The sequence below is a fragment of the Variovorax sp. LjRoot290 genome, assembly GCF_964253985.1.
Lineage (GTDB): Bacteria > Pseudomonadota > Gammaproteobacteria > Burkholderiales > Burkholderiaceae_C > Variovorax.
In genome coordinates, this window is sequence record NZ_CAXURW020000002.1 from 1,261,295 (window position 1) to 1,280,925 (window position 19,631).

Annotated in this window: 16 protein-coding genes; 4 read left to right on the forward strand and 12 right to left on the reverse strand. The window is 65.2% G+C overall.

All coding sequences use genetic code 11. From position 1 onward, the window contains the following. Nucleotides 1–127 precede the first annotated feature (127 nt). From ACSQ9A_RS35050 to ACSQ9A_RS35060, 3 genes are all read right to left on the reverse strand, one after another. Nucleotides 128–1,420 (reverse strand): porin, encoded by a 1,293-nt coding sequence (locus tag ACSQ9A_RS35050; RefSeq protein WP_436307355.1) that lies wholly within the window; start codon nucleotides 1,418–1,420, stop codon nucleotides 128–130. Between the two features lie 119 nt (nucleotides 1,421–1,539). Then, nucleotides 1,540–3,564, reverse strand: a complete 2,025-nt coding sequence (locus ACSQ9A_RS35055; protein ID WP_436307356.1) for a 4-oxalomesaconate tautomerase — start codon at nucleotides 3,562–3,564, stop codon at nucleotides 1,540–1,542. Nucleotide 3,565: 1 nt separating this feature from the next. Continuing rightward, nucleotides 3,566–4,537 carry a Bug family tripartite tricarboxylate transporter substrate binding protein gene (locus ACSQ9A_RS35060; RefSeq protein ID WP_436307357.1) on the reverse strand — a complete coding sequence of 324 codons (972 nt, stop codon included), beginning with the start codon at nucleotides 4,535–4,537 and terminating at the stop codon, nucleotides 3,566–3,568. Nucleotides 4,538–4,687: 150 nt separating this feature from the next. On the opposite strand from ACSQ9A_RS35060, the gene ACSQ9A_RS35065 reads away from it, so the two are divergent. After that, entirely contained in the window at nucleotides 4,688–5,611 is a 924-nt protein-coding gene (locus tag ACSQ9A_RS35065; RefSeq protein WP_436307358.1) for a LysR family transcriptional regulator, read from the forward strand. Between the two features lie 66 nt (nucleotides 5,612–5,677). Here ACSQ9A_RS35065 and dctA read toward each other — a convergent pair whose 3' ends face one another. The 5 genes from dctA to ACSQ9A_RS35090 all read right to left on the reverse strand — a co-directional run bounded on the left by dctA (nucleotide 5,678) and on the right by ACSQ9A_RS35090 (nucleotide 11,284). Beyond that, a complete protein-coding gene (gene dctA, locus ACSQ9A_RS35070; protein WP_436307359.1) occupies nucleotides 5,678–7,012 on the reverse strand; it encodes a C4-dicarboxylate transporter DctA in 1,335 nt (444 codons plus the stop codon). A gap of 74 nt (nucleotides 7,013–7,086) precedes the next feature. Further along, nucleotides 7,087–8,433 carry a class-II fumarase/aspartase family protein gene (locus ACSQ9A_RS35075; RefSeq protein ID WP_436307360.1) on the reverse strand — a complete coding sequence of 449 codons (1,347 nt, stop codon included), beginning with the start codon at nucleotides 8,431–8,433 and terminating at the stop codon, nucleotides 7,087–7,089. Between the two features lie 38 nt (nucleotides 8,434–8,471). After that, a complete protein-coding gene (locus ACSQ9A_RS35080) occupies nucleotides 8,472–9,299 on the reverse strand; it encodes an HpcH/HpaI aldolase/citrate lyase family protein (RefSeq protein ID WP_436307361.1) in 828 nt (275 codons plus the stop codon). Between the two features lie 10 nt (nucleotides 9,300–9,309). Beyond that, complete coding sequence (locus ACSQ9A_RS35085) at nucleotides 9,310–10,500, reverse strand: CaiB/BaiF CoA transferase family protein (RefSeq protein ID WP_436307362.1); 1,191 nt, start codon at nucleotides 10,498–10,500, stop codon at nucleotides 9,310–9,312. Nucleotides 10,501–10,537: 37 nt separating this feature from the next. Next, nucleotides 10,538–11,284, reverse strand: coding sequence for an FAS1-like dehydratase domain-containing protein (locus ACSQ9A_RS35090; RefSeq protein ID WP_436307363.1), 747 nt, complete (start codon nucleotides 11,282–11,284; stop codon nucleotides 10,538–10,540). A gap of 326 nt (nucleotides 11,285–11,610) precedes the next feature. On the opposite strand from ACSQ9A_RS35090, the gene ACSQ9A_RS35095 reads away from it, so the two are divergent. The 3 genes from ACSQ9A_RS35095 (at nucleotide 11,611) to ACSQ9A_RS35105 (ending at nucleotide 14,721) form a co-directional block, all read left to right on the forward strand. Next, nucleotides 11,611–11,805, forward strand: a complete 195-nt coding sequence (locus tag ACSQ9A_RS35095) for a hypothetical protein (RefSeq protein ID WP_436307364.1) — start codon at nucleotides 11,611–11,613, stop codon at nucleotides 11,803–11,805. 263 nt (nucleotides 11,806–12,068) lie between these two features. Continuing rightward, the gene (locus ACSQ9A_RS35100) at nucleotides 12,069–13,733 is read left to right on the forward strand and encodes a tannase/feruloyl esterase family alpha/beta hydrolase (RefSeq protein ID WP_436307365.1); all 1,665 of its coding nucleotides are present in this window, start codon (nucleotides 12,069–12,071) and stop codon (nucleotides 13,731–13,733) included. Nucleotides 13,734–13,752: 19 nt separating this feature from the next. Then, entirely contained in the window at nucleotides 13,753–14,721 is a 969-nt protein-coding gene (locus ACSQ9A_RS35105; protein ID WP_436307366.1) for a Bug family tripartite tricarboxylate transporter substrate binding protein, read from the forward strand. 92 nt (nucleotides 14,722–14,813) lie between these two features. Here ACSQ9A_RS35105 and ACSQ9A_RS35110 read toward each other — a convergent pair whose 3' ends face one another. The 4 genes from ACSQ9A_RS35110 to ACSQ9A_RS35125 form a co-directional block, all read right to left on the reverse strand. Then, a complete protein-coding gene (locus ACSQ9A_RS35110; RefSeq protein WP_436307367.1) occupies nucleotides 14,814–15,491 on the reverse strand; it encodes a response regulator in 678 nt (225 codons plus the stop codon). A 97-nt stretch (nucleotides 15,492–15,588) separates the two neighbouring features. Then, entirely contained in the window at nucleotides 15,589–16,923 is a 1,335-nt protein-coding gene (locus ACSQ9A_RS35115; RefSeq protein WP_436307368.1) for an NAD(P)/FAD-dependent oxidoreductase, read from the reverse strand. 123 nt (nucleotides 16,924–17,046) lie between these two features. Then, the gene (locus tag ACSQ9A_RS35120) at nucleotides 17,047–18,516 is read right to left on the reverse strand and encodes an NAD-dependent succinate-semialdehyde dehydrogenase (protein ID WP_436307369.1); all 1,470 of its coding nucleotides are present in this window, start codon (nucleotides 18,514–18,516) and stop codon (nucleotides 17,047–17,049) included. 19 nt (nucleotides 18,517–18,535) lie between these two features. Then, nucleotides 18,536–19,624 (reverse strand): tartrate dehydrogenase, encoded by a 1,089-nt coding sequence (locus tag ACSQ9A_RS35125; RefSeq protein ID WP_436305240.1) that lies wholly within the window; start codon nucleotides 19,622–19,624, stop codon nucleotides 18,536–18,538. Nucleotides 19,625–19,631 lie beyond the last annotated feature (7 nt).

Consider the following 19,631-nt stretch of genomic DNA (forward strand, 5'->3'; position numbering starts at 1 on the left):
TTCCTTCAATGCCCGCTTAGGGTTGTATTGCAGACATCTTCAAGGTGCATGCCAACGTCATTCTTCCGCGATTGATCAGCACGATGGGGCTCAAGCCAGAGCCCCATACACGCTGCCACACTTGACGTCAGAATGCGTGGCGCAGCCCGAAGTCGTAGCCCGTAGCGCTGCGCGGCGCCAAACCCGCCACGCCCGAACCCGTAGACAAGAAGGCAGGGCCCCCAAGCCCGACGGCCATGATTGCAGGGTTGTTCTGCCCGTTCTTGATCCGAGCGCGAGCCACCGTGGCGTAGAGCGCGGTGCGCTTCGACAGGTTGTGGACGTAGCCGAGCGCGAGCTTGTTCACCGACGCGTCGCGGTCCAGTGCCGACAACGTCGGCGCGGCGGAACCCGGGTCGTTCTTGAACTTGACGCGAGCGTACGACGCCTTCAGAACGCCAGCACCGACGGGGACCGTCATGCCGATCATGGCGCCGTTGTACTCGTCATTGTCTTTGAAGGTGAGTCTGCCGGCACTCAAGGGAGCGGTGGTGGTCTCAGCCTTGTCCTTGACCTGCGACAACTCGCCCATCAGCTTGAGGACACCAAAATCGTAGGACGCGCCCAAGTTGATCGTGCGCAGTTTCTCGGAAAGCCGGGTGCCGGCCACGACCCCGGCCTCGCTGATCAACAAGGTGTCGGCTGCCGTGCTTTGTCCGTAGGCAACCGCCACATCGAGCGGGCCGCTTGCATAGCCGAACCGCCCGCCGTAGTAGCGGCCACGTTGGGACGGGCTGTCGGACAGGTAGCTGTATTTCACGTTCTCAGGAAGGGCGTACATGACCTGACCGTAGAAACCGCCGAGATCGCGAGGCAGGAAGTAACCCACGCTGTTGGACGCCCGAATCGCGTTGTCATTCGCGGCAATGGCGGAGCCCGGGCCGCGCGCCGTGGCGATGTTGCCGCTGATGCTCTTGATGAGGTTTTCGCCGACGCCGACTGCACCCATCGGATCGAACACGCTCTCGTTCCAGTAGGTCGGAACATAGTCCCGGCCGAGCCTGAGTTCACCGAATCCGCCGGACAGGCTCACCGTTGAGCGACGGCTGAAGGAGGCCAAAGCGGTTGCGCCGCTGTCCTGGGTGATGCCTGACTCAAGCCAGAACCCTGCCGCCAGTCCGCCGCCCAGGTCTTCGGTGCCACGGAAGCCGACACGGCTCGACGAATTGGCGCCACTCGACAGCACGGTTTGAGAACGCGTCGCTTCTGCCACGGCGAGAGCCGACAGCGGCGGGAGCGTCCCCGTGTTGTTGTAGAAGGAACTCTTCACGCTGTAGTGACTGACCGCCGAATCAGCGACGCCGAAAAGCGTCAAGGACGACTGCGCCGAAGCAGCGCCCGAAGCAGCCAGCGCCGCAAAGGTGATCAAGGACTTACGCATAGCAAGTGTCTCCAAGGGACGGACAGGGATTACCGGCGCCTCGCAACGCCGGCGGTGGATGCGGCAACGTGCCGCAAGATGGTTCGGCAACGAGTGCCGGGTCTGGGTGATTCGGCCGATCAATCCGCCGCAAGCAGACGGATGTCTTGCGGCGCGAGGCCGCCCTCGTCCACCACGTCCTGCCAACGACCGAACTCGTGCCGAACGCGTTCTCGCAGTGCAGAGGGCGGACCGGCCTCGACCCTGGCGCCTTGGCGTTCGAATCGGGCAACCACTTGCGGATTGGCGAGAACCTCGTTGAGGGCGCGGTTGATCTGCGCGACCACCGCGGGCGAGGTGCGTGCAGGGGCAAACAGCCCATACCACTGCGAGACATCGACCCCTTCGATGCCTGATTCCGAGAGCGTAGGCACCGCAGGTAACGCTTCGAGACGCGCCGGGGCCGCAACGGCGAGGGCGCGCAGCCGGCCGTCGAGGATGAAGGGATGCGCGGTGAACAGGCTCGGAAACATGACCTGCGAGCGACCATCGAGTGTGTCCACGATCGCAGGCGCTGCACCCTCATGGGTTCTACCTTCCATCCTCGTGCCCGTGTTGAGTTGGAACAGCTCCGCCGCGAAGTGTGGCGGCGTACCGTCACCGGCCGACGCGTATCTGATGCTGCCCGGCCCGCTGCGCAAACGCTGCAGGAGGCCGCGAACGTCGTCGAAGCCGGCGTGCCGGTTGGCCACCATCAGGGTCGGCGACGATCCGATCAACCCGACCGGCTCAAAGTCTTTGACAGGGTGGTAGCCCAGCTTCTGGAGTGCGGGGTTCATGGCGTGGGTGCCCACGTAGCCGAACATGAGGGTGTGGCCGTCCGGTTCTGCCCTGGCCACATACTCGCTCGCGATAGCACCATTTGCGCCGGCCCGGTTGTCCACGAGAACTTCTTGGCCGAGCAGCGGCTTCAGTTCGGCCGCGATGATCCTGGCCATCGTGTCGTTGCCGCCGCCCGCACGGGTCGGCACGATGATGGTGATCGGTTTGCGCGGGAACGTGGCCGACTGACGCGCAACGGCCTCAGGGCGCGTAAAGACATAGTCGGGCAACTGCATCTCGCCCTGCATGATCTTTCTGGCGGTACGCACCAGCGCCGCCGCTTTCACGGTCGCATCGTCCGCCCGACCCGCAAGCTCGACTTCCACGTCGATCTGCCCTGCCGGGTGCAGGAGAACCAGGTTGTGACGGCCTGGCTCGCGAGCAGAGGCACTGGCGACGGTGCCCGGGAGTGCGAAGGCGCTGAGAACGCCGATCGCACCAGTCACCGCATGCGAAGCATGGCAGCGGCGTGGGGTGAAGTAGCGCGAGGTGATGCTGTCCGGCGAGTCTCCTGCGCTGACCAGCACCGGCTTGGGAATGACGCTGCCCGAAACATCCCCGAGTCCCATCAACAGGCCGGCCTGAAGACGCAGCTTCTCGAGCCGCTCCAGCAGTACCGTATTCGAATCGAGCGCCGAGGGCTTTTCGCCGCCGGTGACGCCCAGGTCACGCGCGCGCACGATCATCAGCGGCATCGCCGCATCGATGCACGTCACCTCGATATCGTCGATCGTGTCGATCCGCCGACCGGTCGGAAAGACCTTGCCCGTCACGGCACCCCACGCGTCCAGGAAGTTCAGGAGGATTGGTGCAGCCGTACCGGCCACGCCATCGATGCGCGCATCTCCCTCGTAGGTGACGCGCTTGCCGGGCGTCCTGACCGTGACGTCGATGCGCGATCGCGTGTTGACATTGAAGACGCGTACCCGCGTCACCCCGTCCTGCGCCTTGACCAGCCCCTGCTCGATTGCGAAGGGCGCGACGCCCGACAGCATGTTGCCGCAGTTCGGCCGCGTGTCGACGGAACGGTGTCCGACTCCCACCTGCGCGAACAGGTAGTCCAGATCGCAGCCCGGTTCCTTTGAACGGGAAACGATGGCGACCTTGCTGTTGAGGGTGCTGCCGCCGCCCAAGCCGTCGAGCTGCAGCGGATCGGAGGCACCGATCGCGCCGATCAGCGCCTGGTCGCGCTCCTCGTCGCTTTCAGGCAGCCACTCCCTCAGGAAGAAAGGGCCGCGCGAGGTACCCGCACGCATCAGCACGCAGGGAATGGTCCTGCTCATCTCAGTCGGCCGAAAGCTTTGCCGCCTGGACCACCTTCTTCCACTTGACCTGCTCCTGCTGCACATAGGTGCGCATCTGCTCGGAAGTCATGGTTTCAACCTCGGCGCCGTGGTCCTCCAGCTTCTTGATGACGCCCTTGTCGGCCAAGGCCGCATTGAGCACCTTGTTGAGTTGCTCGATCACGGGCTTCGGAGTCTTGGCTGGCGCGAAGATACCGTACCACTGCGAAACATCCACGTTGTCGACGCCCTGCTCCTTGAGCGTCGGCACGTCCGGCATCTGCGGCGAACGCTTGGTACCGGCTACGCCGATCGCCTTGAGCTTGCCGGCTTTGACGTAGGGCATGGCAGTGAAGAGGCTCGGGAACATCACCTGTGTCTGGCCGCCGATCGTGTCGGTGATCGCAGGCGCCGATCCCTTGTACGGTACGTGAAGCATGCTGGTGCCCGTCGACAGCTTGAACATCTCAGCGGCGAAATGCGGTGCCGTTCCGTTGCCAGCAGACGCGTAGCTCGTCTTGTCCGGGGCGGTCTTGAGCGCGGCGACGAGTTCCTTCGCATTGTTCGCTTTGACCGAAGGGGTCACGACCATCAGCGTCGCGGACGTGCCGACCATGGCCACGGGCTCGAAGTCCTTCACCGGGTCGTAGCGCAGCTTCTGCAGTGCGGGATTCATCGCATGCGTGGCCACATAGCCGAGCATCAGCGTGTAGCCATCCGGCGCGGCGCGCATGACGAACTCGCTGGCAATCGCGCCGTTGGCGCCCGCCTTGTTGTCGACGACGACCGGTTGCTTGAGGGCGGCCGACATCGCCTGGCCGATGACTCGCGCCATCGCGTCGTTGGCGCCCCCGGCGGCGGTCGGCACGACGATGGTGATCGATTTTTCGGGATAGGCGGCGAGCGCGCCGCTGCAGAAGAGCACAGCCGCCGAGGCCAAGGCACACAGGACGGGTGCGTTGTGAAGTTGCATTGATGTCTCCGATGGTTGAAAGATTGGCATCCAGGTCGCTTCCTTGACCGTGGACCTATGGTCTTCGGTTCGATGCTTGCTGTGAATTGCATGTTTAGGATCGATTGATGCACACTGTCGATCAGTCAAACATGCCTGCGGTACCTGACCATGGCGATCAATTTCAACCTCAACGACCTGCAGGCGTTCCGCGCCGTCGCCGAACTGAACAGCTTTCGCAAGGCGGCCGAAGCGCTGCACGTATCGCAGCCCGCGTTCAGCAGGCGCATCGAGAAGCTGGAAGAAGCGCTCGGAGTACGGCTGCTGGAGCGGACCACGCGGCGGGTGAGCCTGACGGCGGTCGGGCGCGACTTCGACCGGAAGGTGCAGCAGCTGCTTGACGATCTGGACCTCACGCTGCTGGGCATCCGCGGGGTGGCGGCAACGCGCATGGGCGAGGTCACCATCGCTTGCGTGCCGTCGACGGTCTACTACTTCGTGTCGCAGGTGATCTCGCGCTATCACGAGCGATACCCGAAGGTCCGGGTCAAGGTCTTCGATGCGAGCGCCAATGAGGTGCTCGCCGCCGTGTCGCGTGGCGAGGCGGATTTTGGGCTCAACTTCATTGGAGGCCAGGAACCCGACATCGAGTTCAAGCCGCTGATGGAGGAGCGCTTCGTTGCCGCTTGCCGGCGCGACCATCCGCTCGCGGGCAAGCGGAAGGTGAGCTGGACGGACCTGGCGCAGTACGACTACATCTCGGTGAGCAAGGCGTCTGGAAACCGCCTGCTGCTGGACCAGGCGCTATCAGGTCTGCCGGGGCGCCCGCAAGCGATCTACGAGGCGCAGCATGTCACGACGATGCTGGGGCTGGTCGAAGCCGGGCTCGGCGTCGCGGCAGTCCCCTCGATCGCCATGCCGGGCGCCGATCACCCGCTGTTGGTCAGCGTCCCGTTGGTCGAACCGGTCGTCAGTCGCAAGGTGGGCCTGATTCGGCGCAAGGGCCGCACCCTCTCGCCGGCCGCCCTGCAGTTTTTCGAGTTCTTCTCTGAGATGAAGACAAAGCGCGCAAGCCAGAAGGCCGCCGCGCGGTGAGTTGAGTCTTCTGAGGCGGCCGAACTCGAAGCTCGAAGCTTGGCGCTTGGCGCTTGGCGCTTGGCATCAGTGTGCCGGGCCAGCGTGGCCGAGCGGCAGCTGCGGGTCTGCGGACCCCTCTTCGAGTTCGTGCTCGGTGTTGGCGTAGTTCGCGGCCAGTTCGCGCCGCAGCACGTCCCGGTCGCAAGCGTTCTCCCAGATCGAGACCACGATGCAAGCCACAGCGTTGCTGATGGTGCTGGTAAGCGCCCGCGCCTCGGACATGAAGCGATCGATCCCGACGATCAGCGCGACGCCGGCCACTGGCAAATCAGGCATGACCGTGAGCGTGGCAACCAAGGCGACGAAGCCACTGCCTGTCACACCCGCCGCGCCTTTGGAGGTCAGCAGCATGATGCCCAGCATCGAGCCGATCTGCAGCCACGTGAGATGGATGTCGCAGGCCTGGGCGATGAACATCGACGCCAGCGTGAGGTAGATGGCCGTGCCGTCGAGATTGAACGAATAGCCGGTCGGAAGCACCAGCCCGACCACGCCCTTTTTGCAACCCAGCCGTTCGAGCTTGAGCAGGAGACGGGGGAGCACTGGTTCGCTGGACGACGTACCGAGCACCACGAGCAGTTCTTCCTTGATGTAGCGCATCACCTGCCACAGCTTGAACCCGTGCAGACGCGACAACACGCCGAGCACCACGACGACAAAGAAGATGCAGGCCACATAGAAGGTCCCGATCAGCAGTCCGAGTGAACCGATCGACTTGATGCCGTAACGCCCTACAGTGAACGCCATCGCGCCGAATGCGCCGATCGGCGCCAGCCGCATGATGATGCCGAAGGCCGCGAAGAGCATGTGCGAAAAGCCTTCGATGCCCTCAAGCACCGGCTTGGCGGCCACCCCGATCTTCGTCAGCCCGAATCCGCAGAGCACCGCGAGCAGCAGCACAGGCAGCACCTCGCCTTCGGCGAAAGCGCCGACGAACGCGTTCGGGATGATGTGCATGACGAAGTCGGTAAAGCCATGGATATGCACCTGGTTCGCAAAGCGCGTCGCCACGGAGGCATCGAGGTTCCTCGGATCGATGTGCATACCGGCGCCCGGCTGAATCAGCAAAACGGTGACCAAGCCCGTGATGAGCGCGAGAATTGTCAGGGCGTAGAAGAGGCCCATTGCCTTGAGCAGGGTCTTGCCGATCTCCTTGGAGTCGCCAAGCGAAGTGATGCCGCTCACGATGGTGCAGAACACCACCGGCGCGATCATCATCTTGACCAGCTTGACGAAGCCGTCGCCAAGCGGCTTGAGGGCGGCGCCGAACTCGGGCCAGTAGTGGCCCACGGTGATGCCGAGGATCAGGCCGATCAGGACCTGTACATAGAGCAGCTTTAGGAGTTTGCGGATGTTCACGACGTTGTCTCCGGTATGAGAGGCGCACAAATGCGTACCGGTCTGCGCCGGTTCGGTCGGTAGCGAAGACGGACTCAGCGGCGCGCGCTGAGCACGCGATCGACCATGACGCCGGCTTGGCCGAGGTTGTTGGCCGGGTCGCACATCGCGTCGAGTTGGGCTCGCGTGACGTGCTTGTTGATCTCTGGATGGGCGACCAGGATTTCGACCAGCGGTCGGTTGTCGGCCAGTGCCTGGCGGCACAGGTCATAGACCAGGTCGTGCGCGTACTCGCGGCCGATGTAGGGGCCCAGTCCCATCATCACGGCCTCCGACATCACGAGTCCATTCGTGATGTCGATGTTGGCGCGCATGCGCGTGGCGTCGACTTCCAGGCCCTTGAGGATGAATTTGGTCTGCTTCAGCGCCCCGGACATCAGGCAGAAAATCTCCGGCAAGGACACCCACTCGATCTCCCAAGGGCCCGTCGAGCGCTCGTGGTCGGCCACCATCGCATCCATCAGCGCAGCGACATGCTGACGCGCCACAGAGATATTGGCATGGATGTACAGGCAGGAGATCGGGTTGCGCTTCTGCGGCATGGTCGACGACGAGCCGCGGCCGGGTGCGAAAGGCTCGAACACCTCGGCCACTTCGGTCTGCATCATCAGCTTGACGTCCATCGCGATCTTGCCGAGCGAGCCACCCACCAGTCCAAGGAAGGCTCCCACCTCCGCGATGGTGTCGCGCACCGTGTGCCAGGAGATCAGTGGCTGGGCAAGGCCGAGTTCCTTCATCAGGCCGGCCTGTGTTTCCATCGCGCCCTTCTCCAGCGACGACAGCGTGCCCGACGCGCCGCCGAACTCGCCCATCAGCACCCGTGGCTTGAGCTGCTGCAGACGCTCGCGGTGACGGTCGATACCGGCCAGGATGCTTGCCATCTTGTAGCCAAAGGTGATCGGTGTGGCCTGCTGCAGATTGGAGCGACCGATCACCGGCGTGTCGCGGTACTTCTTTGCCAGCGCAGCCAGTGCTTCTCCGATCTGGTCCAGATCCTGCTCGACCAATGCGAGGCCTTCGCGCATCTGCAGCACCGCGGCCGTATCGGTGATGTCCTGCGTGGTAGCGCCCCAGTGGCAATACTCGCCCAGCTTGTCGCGGCAGTTGGCGTTGATCTGGTTGACGACCGCAATGATCGGGTAGCCGATCTGCTCGGTCTTGGCCTTGAGCTTCGCCCAGTCGATCTGGGATAGCTCGCAGTTGCGAACGATCTCGTCCGCCGCATCCTTGGGGATGATGCCGAGCTCGCCCTGCACCTTGGCCAGCGCGCGTTCGATGTCGAGGTACTTGGCGGTCCGGTTCTCGTCAGACCACACGTCGCGCATGCGCGCGTCGCTGAACATGTCGCCAAAGATGCGCGAGTCGATGATGGTGGAGGCCATGGTGTTGGATCTTTCTGGGCTGGATGTTGAGGGTAGATTCAGTCGCGGGCCAGGGCCAGCGTGCGTTGCGCCTGCAGGACCACAGGTCGATCGACCATGCGGCCGTCGAGCCGCGCAGTGCCCGGGGACGCTGCATCGGCTGCCAACACTCGCTGCGCCCACGCCAGTGCTTCTGCGGGGGGTCTTAGCGCGGTGTGAATGGGCTCGACCTGGCTCGGATGAATGCACAGTTTGGCGCCAAAGCCAAGAGCACGCGCCGAAGCCAGATCGGCCAGAAGGCGCTTGCGATCGTCCAGCTGTGGCGTGACCCCGGCGACCGGCGCCGGCAGGCCTGCCACGCGCGAGGCAATCGCGATGCGGCTGGCCGCGTAGGCGAGACCCGAAGCGTCGTTATCAATCTCGATGTCCAGGTCCAATGCGAAGTCCAACGTGCCGAACACCAGACGCGACACGCCCGCGGCGGCGACGGTGTCGACTCCGGCCACCCCGCGCGCACTTTCGATCAGCGCGAGAACGCTGGCTCCGGGCAGCACGGCGAGCGTCGCCGCGACCTGCTGTGCAGACTCGGCCTTGGGCAGCAGAACGCTGCAGGCCCCGGCCTTGCGCAACGCCGCCAAGTCGTCATCGAACCACGGCGACGCGGCATCGTTGATGCGCACCACCGTGCGCGTCCGGTCGCCCGCGGATGCGGAACGGAACCAGTCTGCGATCGCCTGGCGGGCAAGCGCCTTGTCGTCGGCTGCGACCGCGTCCTCAAGGTCCAGGATGACGGCATCCGCGCCGCTTGCCAGCGCCTTGCCGAAGCGTTCCGGCCGCGTGCCCGGAACGAAGAGGTAGGTGCGAGGGATATTGGAAGCAACGGACATGATGCCCACCTCAGACAGCCTTGGCCGCGCGCAGCGCCTCGATCTCGGCCGCGCCGTAGCCCAGCTCGGCAAGGATTGCGTCGGTGTGCTGACCGAGTGCCGGCACGGGGTCCATGCGCGGCCCCACGTCCCAGGTGCCGGGCGGCAGCATGGCGGGGAGCGGGCCCTTCGGCGAGCCGACTTCGGTCCAACGCCCGCGCGCCTTCAGTTGCGGGTGGGCCCAGACATCATTCATGGTGTTGACCTGGGCATTGGCGATTTGCGCGAGTTCGAGCCGTTCGACCACCTGTGCCCTGGTCAGGGATGAGAAGGCTTCCACAATGATTCTGCGCAGCGCGTCGCGCTCGGCCACCCTCTTGAAGTTGGCTGTGAAGCGAGGATCGGCAGTCAGCGCCGGTCGCTGCAGCACCGTCTCGCAGAAACTGGCCCACTCGCGTTCATTCTGAAGGCCCAGCATCACCATGTTGCCGTCACCCGTGGGGAACGGGCCATAGGGGTAGATCGTTGCATGACTGGCGCCGGTTCGCGGTGGTGGTGCGGCGCCTTCGAAGGCGTAGTAGAGCGGATAGCTGGTCCATTCGGCGAGCGACTCCAGCATGGAGATGTCGATGCGCTGCCCCTTGCCGGTCTGGCCGCGTTGCAACAGCGCCGCGAGAATGCTGCTGTACGCGTACATGCCCGCGGCGATGTCGGCGATCGATGGACCGGCCTTGCACGGCTCATCGGGCGTGCCGGTGACCGAGACGAACCCCGCTTCGCTCTGAATAAGAAGATCGTAGGCCTTCTTGTCACGGTACGGACCGGGGTTGATCGGGTCGTCGCCATAGCCTGAGATGTCGCACACGATCAACCCCGGCTTTGCGGCGGACAGCATTTCATACCCGAGGCCGAGGCGCGCAGCGGCACCGGGCGCGAGGTTCTGTACGACGACATCTGCCTTCTCCAGCACCAGGCGTTCCAGAATCGTGGCCGCCTCGGGATGCTTGACGTCGAGCGTCAGGCTCTCCTTGGAGCGGTTGGTCCAGACAAAGTGCGACGCCAGTCCGTGCACGCGCTCGTCATAGCCTCGGGCGAAATCGCCCGATCCCGGCCGTTCGATCTTGATGACGCGTGCGCCGAGGTCAGCGAGTTGGCGCGTGGCGAAAGGCGCCGCGATCGCGTGCTCCAGCGTGACGACCGTGAGGCCCTTGAGTGGCTGCATGTGTTGCTCTATCCGAAGGTAGGTGGGTTGATGGAGATCAGCGCAGGACCGCAGTCGCGTCCATCGTGAGCCAGCCTTCGTGATCGGAGGCCCAGAGCCGGATGGTCTTTCCGTCGGCTTCAGGTTGTCCCTGGAGATGGAACGGATGCAGGTCGAATGTCGGGCGCACCGCCTTGAATCGAAAGCTGGCCACATCGGCTTGCGGCATCTGGCGCCGAAGGAGATCCATAAGCAGCGTTGCAATCAGCGGTCCATGCACGATCAGGCCGGGATAGCCCTCGACCTTGGTGACGTACTGCCTGTCATAGTGAATGCGATGGCCGTTGAAGGTGAGTGCCGAGTAGCGAAACAGCAGCACGTCATCCGGCACGATGGAGCGCCTCCATTGGGCTTCCGCAGGCGCGGCTTGTGGCGGTGGGGCGACGTCGTTCGGACCCTGAGCCTCGCGGTAGACGATGTCGTGGAATTCGACGAGCGCTGGTTCGCTGCTGTCGTTGCAGCGCACCTCGTGCCTGACCTTGACGAAGACAAGCGTGCCGGTGCGGCCCTCTTTGACGGTCACGTCGTCGATGGTCGAGGTTCGCGCGACCCGGTCACCGACTCGTATGGGCGAGCGAAACTCGAACTGGCTGCCGGCCCACATGCGGCGAGGCAGTGGCACCGGAGGAAGGAAGCCGCCGCGCTTGGCGTGCCCATCGGCGCCGATTTCCGACTGTCGATGCATCGGCAGGAAATACAACCAATGCCAAAGGTACGGCAAAGTGGTGCCGGTCTCGACGGGCACCGAAGGGTGATCCAGCGTGGCGGTCAGCGCGATGACCGGCGTCGGGTTAACAGCGTCCTGAATGGTCTCGCTGCGTCCGATCCAGGCACGAAGTTCTTCAGCTTGAAGAGTCACTCACTTGTCTCCAGTTGCGGCTCCTGTATCTGAGGAACCTTGCGAACGAGTCTCGCGCCTTGGCAGGACAAAGTGAATTGCAAGATTCAGAACGATTGATGCATCGGGCGCATAAACGATATGCTCGCGCAGGATCGGTCCGCGGCAATATCGGCATTGACAAGAACGGCCAGGCAGTCGATCCGTAGTACTCCACTGCGCTCGAGGCCGGCTTGAAGCTGCAAACGCGGGATCAGCGCCTGGGCGCCAATCTGGCGGTGTTCGACATCAAGAAGACGAACGTACTGACAGCAAGCGACACACCGGGATTCTCCGTTGCGGCAGGCGAAGTCATGGAACAAGCGATTTCGTTCAAGCGTCGGCCTATTCCCCCCGCGGCGAGTTCCTTGAACGGACACATCAATTGAGCCTCGATCGACTCGAGGGTTTGCGGCCGCAAGCCGCCCGCCCAATCGAAGCGGCGCGTCGGGGACGTCTTGGCGCAGGGCGGCGGGCAGGCAGTGTCAGCACCACCAGCCGAGGGTAATTCCTAAGGTTGACACCTGAATAGTTGAAAAGTAATGTATTCCCATCGCGCCGGGTCCAAGCTCTACCGACGCGATGAAGCCACCCTGCGCCGGTTCGCGATCGGCGCTTGCCGCCACCGAGCCATACCCGTCGGAGAATCGAAATGCTCATGAATCGAGAGGGCAGAGTCTTGCCGTCTTTTCCTTCGCGGTTGCTGATTGCAGCCTCTTCTGCCGTCCTTGTCGCCGCGTGCGGAGGGGGCTCGGATGGGAATTTCGTGGCCCTGCCGCCCGTGGGTGGGCAGCCAGCGCCGGCGCAGCCCGCGTCCCCGAGCTGCGCCTCGCTGGCAGGCACGACGCTGGCGGATACCACGTTCACCACCGCGGAGGACGTCCCTGCAGGCAAGTTCGTTACCCCGACGGGTGCGACCCTCAATGACGTGCCGGCCTTCTGCCGCCTGGCCGCGACGATGAAGCCGATAGCGGAGTCCAACATCAAGGTGGAGCTCTGGATGCCGGCCAACTGGAACGGCAAGTTCCTCGGGACGGGCAACGGCGGCGCCGGCGGAGCCATCCGCTACAACGACCTGGCAGTCGGCCTGCGTCGCGGCTATGCCGTGGCCAACACGGACATGGGCACCGGCCCCGACGGTGTGAGCACCATGGTCGGCAAGATGGAGAAAGTCGTCGACTATGGGCATCGGTCGACGCACCTGGTGACCACCTTGTCGAAGGCCTTGTTAAAGCAGTTCTATGCGGCAGCCCCGTCGCGCTCATATTTCATGGGCTGCTCGACGGGAGGCGCCCAAGGGGTGGCCGAGGCGATCAGGTATCCAAAGGACTACGACGGCATCGTCGTCGGCGCGATGGGCCACAATCGTGTACCTGCCCACGTCGCTGGCCTCTGGGCTTATGCAGTCACCCAACAGGACATGACGACCTACTTCACGCCGGAGAAGCGCAAGTTGTGGGCGGACAAGGTGATGGCCAGCTGCGATGCCGTCGATGGCCTCACGGACGGGGTGATCGGACGACCTGACAAGTGCACGGTCGACCCCGCCGTCCTGCAATGCACGTCTGGCGACGGCCCGGACTGCCTGTCTGCAGGCCAGGTCGGTGCGTTGCGCAAGATCTATGCGGGGCCGAGCCACTCGGTGACCGGTGAAAAAATCTATCCCGGCTTCCTGCGAGGCACCGAGCTCAGCTTCTCGACGGCAGTCCCTTCACCCACGTCAATTTCGGAAGGCGGCAACTTCCCGTTTCAATGGATCTGGGGCACGAACTGGAACTGGCGGACCTTTGACTTCGGCACCGACGTGGACGTGATGCGCAACGCGCTCAACTTCGCCGTGGACAACACCAGCGGCGACCTCTCCGCGTTCAAGGGCCGAGGCGGCAAGATGATCCTGTTCCAGGGCCTGGCCGATCCGGTCGCTGCCCCTGAAGAATCGCTGAACTATCTGCAAACGGTAGAGAAGACTCTGCCCGGTCAATCGAACCAGTTCGTCAAGTTGTTTAACGTACCGGGCATGGGTCACTGCCGTGGCGGCGTTGGCCCCAACTACTTCGGCAACTGGTCTGGCGGCCCTGCCGTTCCGTTCCCCCAGAAAGCGACGGATCCGACCGAGGACCTGCTCGCCGCCATGGAGCAGTGGGTCGAGAACGGGCGCGTGCCAAACGAAATTATCGCTACCAAGTACGCGGGCAACCAACCCACCGGCGCAGTGGAACGCACGATGCCGCTGTGCGCGTGGCCGAAAGTGAGCAAGTACAAGGGAACGGGCGACGTCGATTCCGCGGCGAGCTTCAGCTGCGTCGATCCGGATTGAGCCGGCGAGGAGCGCATCCATGAAACTGATTCAAAACCTCTTGCTCTGCCTGCTCGCCCTTCCCTTGTCTGCGGCTGCGGGCACCGCCGCCGACACGTTCCCCGAGCGTCCCATTCGTATCATCGTGCCGTTCCCGCCGGGCGGCGGCACGGACACGGTGGCGCGCAGCGTTGCGGCCAAGCTGTCCGAAAGCTGGAACGTGCCCGTCACGGTGGACAACCGCCCCGGTGGCAACACGTTGATCGGTGCGGAGATGGCCGCGCGAGCAGCGCCGGACGGCTACACGCTGTTCCTGCCGATCGACTCCACGCTCGCGATGAACCAGAGTCTCTATGCGAAGCTGCCGTACGACCCGATCAACGGCTTCGCGCCGGTGTCGCTGGCGATCACCATGCCCATGGTGCTGGCGGTGCATCCCTCGGTGGAGGCGTGCAGCGTGAAGGAACTGACCGGCCTGGCGAAGTCGCGCGATGGCAAGCTGGCGTACGCTCACGGCGCCCTGCCGGCGCAGGTGGCAGGCGAGGCTTTCAAGTCGGTGGCCAAGGTCGACATGGTGGCTGTCCCGTACAAGGGCAGCGGCCCGGCGATGGCGGACGTGGTGGGCGGACAAGTGCCGGTGATCTTCGATGCGCTGGGTCCGGCGATCGCCTTCGTGAAGGCCGGCAAGGTCAGACCTCTCGCAGTCACTAGCGCCAAGCGTTCGCCGTCGCTCCCGGACGTACCCACCTTGGCAGAGTCGGGTCTGCCCGGCGTGGACCTGGTCACCTGGATCGGCTTCGTGGCGCCTGCGGGAACTGACCGCACGATCGTTGCCAAGCTCAACGCCGAGATCACGCGCATCCTCAAGCAGCCGGAAACCAGGGAGAAGCTGGGCGCTATGGGAATGGACGTGGTGGCCGGCAGCCCCGAGCAGTTCAAGCAGACCATCAAGGACGACGCCACCAAGCTGGGCGCAGTCATCAAGGCCGCCGGCATCAAGCTCGATTGAAGCTGACGTACCTATCTGGAAATGAGGTATTTCCCTCGCACTCGGTTTTCGGGCGCAACCGATGCGATGAACTCCGACCTGCGCCGGGCAACTCAGACCGAAATCTTCTCCAGGTAATAGCAGCCTAGCCCGCGAACCGTTGCGACGCGCACCGGCCCCTTCTCTATCTTCTTGCGCAGGCGATGGATGTACACCTCAATCGCATTGAGGCTCACCTCCTCGCCCCATTCGCACAGGCGCTCCACCAACTGGTCCTTGCTGACCGGCCGCCCTGCGCGCTGCAGGAGCATCTCGAGCAGGCTCAGCTCCCGGCCCGACAAGTCCACCATCTTGCCGTCGAGCGTTGTCAATCGGCTGGCCTGATCGTAGACCAGCGGGCCATGCCTGATCGCGTTGCCGGAGATGCCCATGCCGCGTCGCGAGAGCGCGCGTACGCGCGCCTTGAGCTCCTCCAGGCTAAAGGGCTTGGCCATGCAGTCGTCGGCGCCGTTGTCCAGGCTCCTGACGCGCTCCTCCACGCTGTCTGCCCCGGTGAGTACAAGCACCGGTAGGTGCGACCCGCGGGCACGCAGGCGCCTGAGGATCTCGAGGCCGTCCATGGCGGGAAGGCCGAGATCGAGGATCAGCAGGTCGAACTCGCCATGGGTGATGAGGCTCGTATCGGCCTCCGAGCCGTTGGTCACGTGATCAACCACGGCGCCCGACGCACGCAGGGTGCGCAGGATCGAGTCGGCCAGCACCTGATCGCCGTCCGCGACAAGAATTTTCATGGTGATCTCTTACGTTGATCCCCTGACCACCGCTCGCGGAGTCGCACGAGCCGCCAACGATTGACAAGCTGCGTCTTCGGTTCTCTCATGCAACGCCTCAATGCAGCTTGACGTGGGGCTCGGTGCGCCGCGTGATGAGCCGGGCCAGCGTGTCGAGCGAGACCTTGACCACGCCGTGCAGCGCGAGCTCGTGCATCTTGTAGAGCGACACGTACATCAGCCGTGCGAAGGCGCCTTCGATCATCAGGCTGCCGCCGATCAGGCCGCCCATCATGTTGCCCACCGTGCTGTACTCGCCGAGCGAGACCAGCGAGCCGAAGTCGCGGTAGCGGTAATCCTTCAGCGGCGTGCCGGCCAGGCGGCGACGAATCTGCGCGGCGACGTGCGAAGCCTGCTGGTGCGCGGCCTGTGCGCGCGGCGGCACGAAGCCGCCCTTGCCGCCGTTGGCCTCAGGCCAGGCGCAGGCCGCGCAGTCGCCGATCGCGAAGATGTCGTCGTCGCGCGTGGTCTGCAGCGTCGGGCGCACCGCGAGCTGGTTGCTGCGGTTGGTTTCCAGGCCCGCAATGTCCTTCAGGAAGTCGGGCGCCTTCACGCCCGCGGCCCATACCACCAGCTCGGCCGGCAGCGTGCGGCCGTCGGCCAGGCGCACGCCCTCGGGCAGCACCTCGGCCACCTTGGCCGAGGTGTGCACGTCCACGCCGAGCTCGCGCAGCAGATCCTCGGTGGCCTTGGACAAGCGCGGCGGCAGCGCCGGCAGCACGCGATCGGCGGCCTCGATCACGCTGACCTGGATGTCCTTCTCGGCATCCACGCGATCGAGCCCGTAGGCCACGACCTCGCGCGTGGTGCGATGCAGCTCGGCCGCCAGCTCCACGCCGGTGGCGCCGGCGCCGATGATGGCCACGTGCAGCTGCTCGGGGCGCAGCGGCGTGGTCTGCGCGTGCGCTCGGATGCAGGCATTGACCATGCGCATGTGAAAGCGCTGCGCGTCGGCCTTCGACTCGAGCCTGAGCGCATGCTCGCGCACGCCGGGCGTGCCGAAGTCGTTGCTGAGGCTGCCGATGGCGACGACCAGCGTGTCGTAGCCGAACGCGCGCGCCGGCGTGACCAGCCGGCCCTCGTCGTCCATGTAGGGCGCGACATGCACCTCGCGCCGCTCGCGGTCGATGCCGGTGAGCTCGCCGAGCCGGAAGCGGAAGCGGTGCCAGTGCGCCTGCGCGAGATAGTCGACCTCGTGCGCACTCATGTCCATGCTGCCCGACGCGATCTCGTGCAGCTTGGGCTTCCAGATGTGGGTGCGGTGCATGTCGATCAGCGTGATGTCCGCCATGCCGCGCTTGCCCAGCGTATCGCCGAGGCGAGTGGCCAGCTCCAGACCGCCGGCACCGCCGCCCACGATGACGACTCGGTGCTTGGACAAAGGGCTGTTCATGGTTGACTGCTCGTACAGGCGCGGGGGCACTTCAATGCGGCCGGGCCACGATGACCGATCGGTTCGCCGGGCACGGCCACCTTGTGGAGGCGCGCCAGCATTCCAGGCCGAGGCCCAGCGCTGCTACAGCTGCCCCTGGCACACGTACTTGATGTGCAGGTAGTCGTCGAGCCCGTGCACTGAGCCTTCGCGTCCGTAACCTGAGGCCTTGACGCCGCCGAAAGGGGCGGCCTCCGCGGCGAGCGCGCCTTCGTTGATACCGACGATGCCTGTCTCCAGCGCCTCGGCCACGCGCCAGATCCGGCGGACATCGGTCGAGTAGAAGTAGGCCGCCAAGCCGAAGGGCGTGTCGTTGGCCGCCGCGATCACCTCGGCTTCGCTGTCGAAGCGCGTGATCGGCACCACCGGCCCAAAGGTCTCCTCGCAGCTGCAGGCCATGGTGGCATCGGCGTTCACCAGCACCGTGGGCGCGTAATAGTTCGGGCCCAGATCTACAAGACGCCTTCCGCCGGTGAGCACTTTGGCGCCCTTGGCGACCGCGTCCTGCACATGGCGCTCGATCTTCTCGACCGCGCGCGCATTGATCATCGGACCGATCTGCGAGCCCGGCTCGCTCGCCGGGCCCACCTGGAGCGCACCGACGCGCCCGGCCAGCTTGTCGGCGAAGGCGTCATGCAGGCGCTCGTGCACGAACACGCGGTTCGGGGAGACGCAGGTCTGCCCGCCGTTGCGGAACTTGGCAGCCATCAGGCCTTCCACCGCGGCGTCGAGGTCGGCATCGTCGAAGACGATGAAGGGCGCATTGCCGCCGAGCTCGAGCGAGAGCTTCTTCAGCGTGTCGGCCGAGCGGCGCGCCAGGTGCTGGCCCACCGGCGTGGAGCCGGTGAAGCTGATCTTGCGCACGCGCGCATCGTCCAGCCACACGTCCACCACCTCGGGCGTGCGTTCGCGCGAGGCAGTGACGATGTTGATGACCCCCGCCGGCACCCCGGCCTCCTGGGCCAGCTTGACCAGGGCCAGCGATGTCAGCGGCGTGTCCTCGGCCGGCTTGCACACCACGGTGCATCCGGCCGCGAGCGCCGGCGCGATCTTGCGCGCGATCATGGCGGCCGGGAAGTTCCACGGCGTGATGGTGGCGACCACGCCCACCGGCTCCTTCAGCGCGAACATGCGCCGTCCCGGCACCGGCGCGGGGATCACCTCGCCATTGGCGCGCGTGGCTTCCTCGGCAAACCACTCGATGTAGCTGGCGGCATAGGCCACCTCGCCCCGGCCCTCGGCCAGCGGCTTGCCCTGCTCGCGCGAGATCAGCCGGCCCAGGTCCTCCTGGTGCGCCATCACCAGGTCGTTCCAGCGCTTGAGGATGCGGGCGCGCTGCTTGGCGGGCACGGCGCGCCAGGCCGGGAAGGCGGCATGCGCGGCATCGACGGCCGCGCGTGCGTCGGCGGCCGTGCCGTCGGGCACGCTGGCGAAGACGGCGCCGGTGGCAGGGTCGGTGACGTCGAGGCGGCGTTCGTCGCTCGCCGCGCGCCATTCGGCGCCGATGAGGTGGGTGCCGGGCATCAGGTCCTGGCGTTCGAGGGTCAGTGTCATGGTGTTTGTCATGGGGGTTTCAGGCTGCGCTCACACGCTCGGCAATCGCGATGCCGAGTTCGGTGGTGGATGCAGTGCCGCCGAGGTCGCGCGTGCGCGGGCCCTCGCGCAGCACCGCCTCGATGGCGCCGAGGATCGCATCGTGGGCGGCGCGGCCCGCGCCCTGCCCTTGGGTGAGGAAGTCCAGCATCAGCGCCCCCGACCAGATCATCGCGATCGGGTTGGCGATGTTCTGGCCGTAGATGTCGGGCGCCGAGCCGTGCACCGGCTCGAACAGCGACGGGAACCTGCGGTCCGGGTTGAGGTTGGCCGAAGGCGCGAGGCCGATGGTGCCGGTGGTCGCGGGGCCGAGGTCGGAGAGGATGTCGCCGAACAGGTTGCTCGCCACCACCACGTCGAAGCGCGTGGGCTGCAGCACGAAGCGCGCGGACAGGATGTCGATGTGCTGCTTGTCGACCGTCACCTCGGGGTAGTCGCGGCCGATCGCGTCGGCGCGGCCGTCCCACCAGGGCATGCTGATCGCGATGCCGTTGCTCTTGGTGGCCACCGTCAGGTGCTTTCTCTTGCGCGCCTGGGCGAGCTCGTAGGCGTACCTCAGCACGCGGTCGGTGCCGTGGCGCGAGAAGACCGATTCCTGGATCACGATCTCGCGCTCGGTGCCCTCGTACATCACGCCGCCGAGCGAGGTGTATTCGCCCTCGGTGTTCTCGCGCACCACGAGGTAGTCGATGTCGCCGGGCTTGCGGCCGGCCAGCGGGCAGGGCACGCCTTCGAACAGGCGCACCGGGCGCAGGTTGATGTACTGGTCGAATTCGCGGCGGAACTTCAGAAGCGACCCCCACAGCGAGACGTGGTCCGGCACGGTGGCGGGCCAGCCGACGGCGCCGAAGTACAGCGCGTCGACGCCCTTCAGTTGCTCCTTCCAGTCGTCCGGCATCATCTGGCCGTGCGCGGCGTAGTAGTCGCAGCTGGCCCAGTCGATGGTGCGGCAGTCGAGCTCGAAGCCGAAGCGCTCCGCCGCGGCCTGCACCACGCGCAGGCCTTCGGGCATCACTTCCTTGCCGATGCCGTCGCCGGCGATCAGTGCGATGCGGAATGTGGGTGTCATGTCTGTC

Bases quoted from the DNA above. Each gene is read 5' to 3' on its own strand.
- ACSQ9A_RS35050 (WP_436307355.1), bottom strand. From the start codon at position 1,420: ATGCGTAAGTCCTTGATCACCTTTGCGGCGCTGGCTGCTTCGGGCGCT.
- ACSQ9A_RS35055 (WP_436307356.1), bottom strand. From the start codon at position 3,564: ATGAGCAGGACCATTCCCTGCGTGCTGATGCGTGCGGGTACCTCGCGC.
- ACSQ9A_RS35060 (WP_436307357.1), bottom strand. From the start codon at position 4,537: ATGCAACTTCACAACGCACCCGTCCTGTGTGCCTTGGCCTCGGCGGCT.
- ACSQ9A_RS35065 (WP_436307358.1), top strand. From the start codon at position 4,688: ATGGCGATCAATTTCAACCTCAACGACCTGCAGGCGTTCCGCGCCGTC.
- ACSQ9A_RS35075 (WP_436307360.1), bottom strand. From the start codon at position 8,433: ATGGCCTCCACCATCATCGACTCGCGCATCTTTGGCGACATGTTCAGC.
- ACSQ9A_RS35080 (WP_436307361.1), bottom strand. From the start codon at position 9,299: ATGTCCGTTGCTTCCAATATCCCTCGCACCTACCTCTTCGTTCCGGGC.
- ACSQ9A_RS35085 (WP_436307362.1), bottom strand. From the start codon at position 10,500: ATGCAGCCACTCAAGGGCCTCACGGTCGTCACGCTGGAGCACGCGATC.
- ACSQ9A_RS35100 (WP_436307365.1), top strand. From the start codon at position 12,069: ATGCTCATGAATCGAGAGGGCAGAGTCTTGCCGTCTTTTCCTTCGCGG.
- ACSQ9A_RS35105 (WP_436307366.1), top strand. From the start codon at position 13,753: ATGAAACTGATTCAAAACCTCTTGCTCTGCCTGCTCGCCCTTCCCTTG.
- ACSQ9A_RS35110 (WP_436307367.1), bottom strand. From the start codon at position 15,491: ATGAAAATTCTTGTCGCGGACGGCGATCAGGTGCTGGCCGACTCGATC.
- ACSQ9A_RS35115 (WP_436307368.1), bottom strand. From the start codon at position 16,923: ATGAACAGCCCTTTGTCCAAGCACCGAGTCGTCATCGTGGGCGGCGGT.
- ACSQ9A_RS35120 (WP_436307369.1), bottom strand. From the start codon at position 18,516: ATGACACTGACCCTCGAACGCCAGGACCTGATGCCCGGCACCCACCTC.
- ACSQ9A_RS35125 (WP_436305240.1), bottom strand. From the start codon at position 19,624: ATGACACCCACATTCCGCATCGCACTGATCGCCGGCGACGGCATCGGC.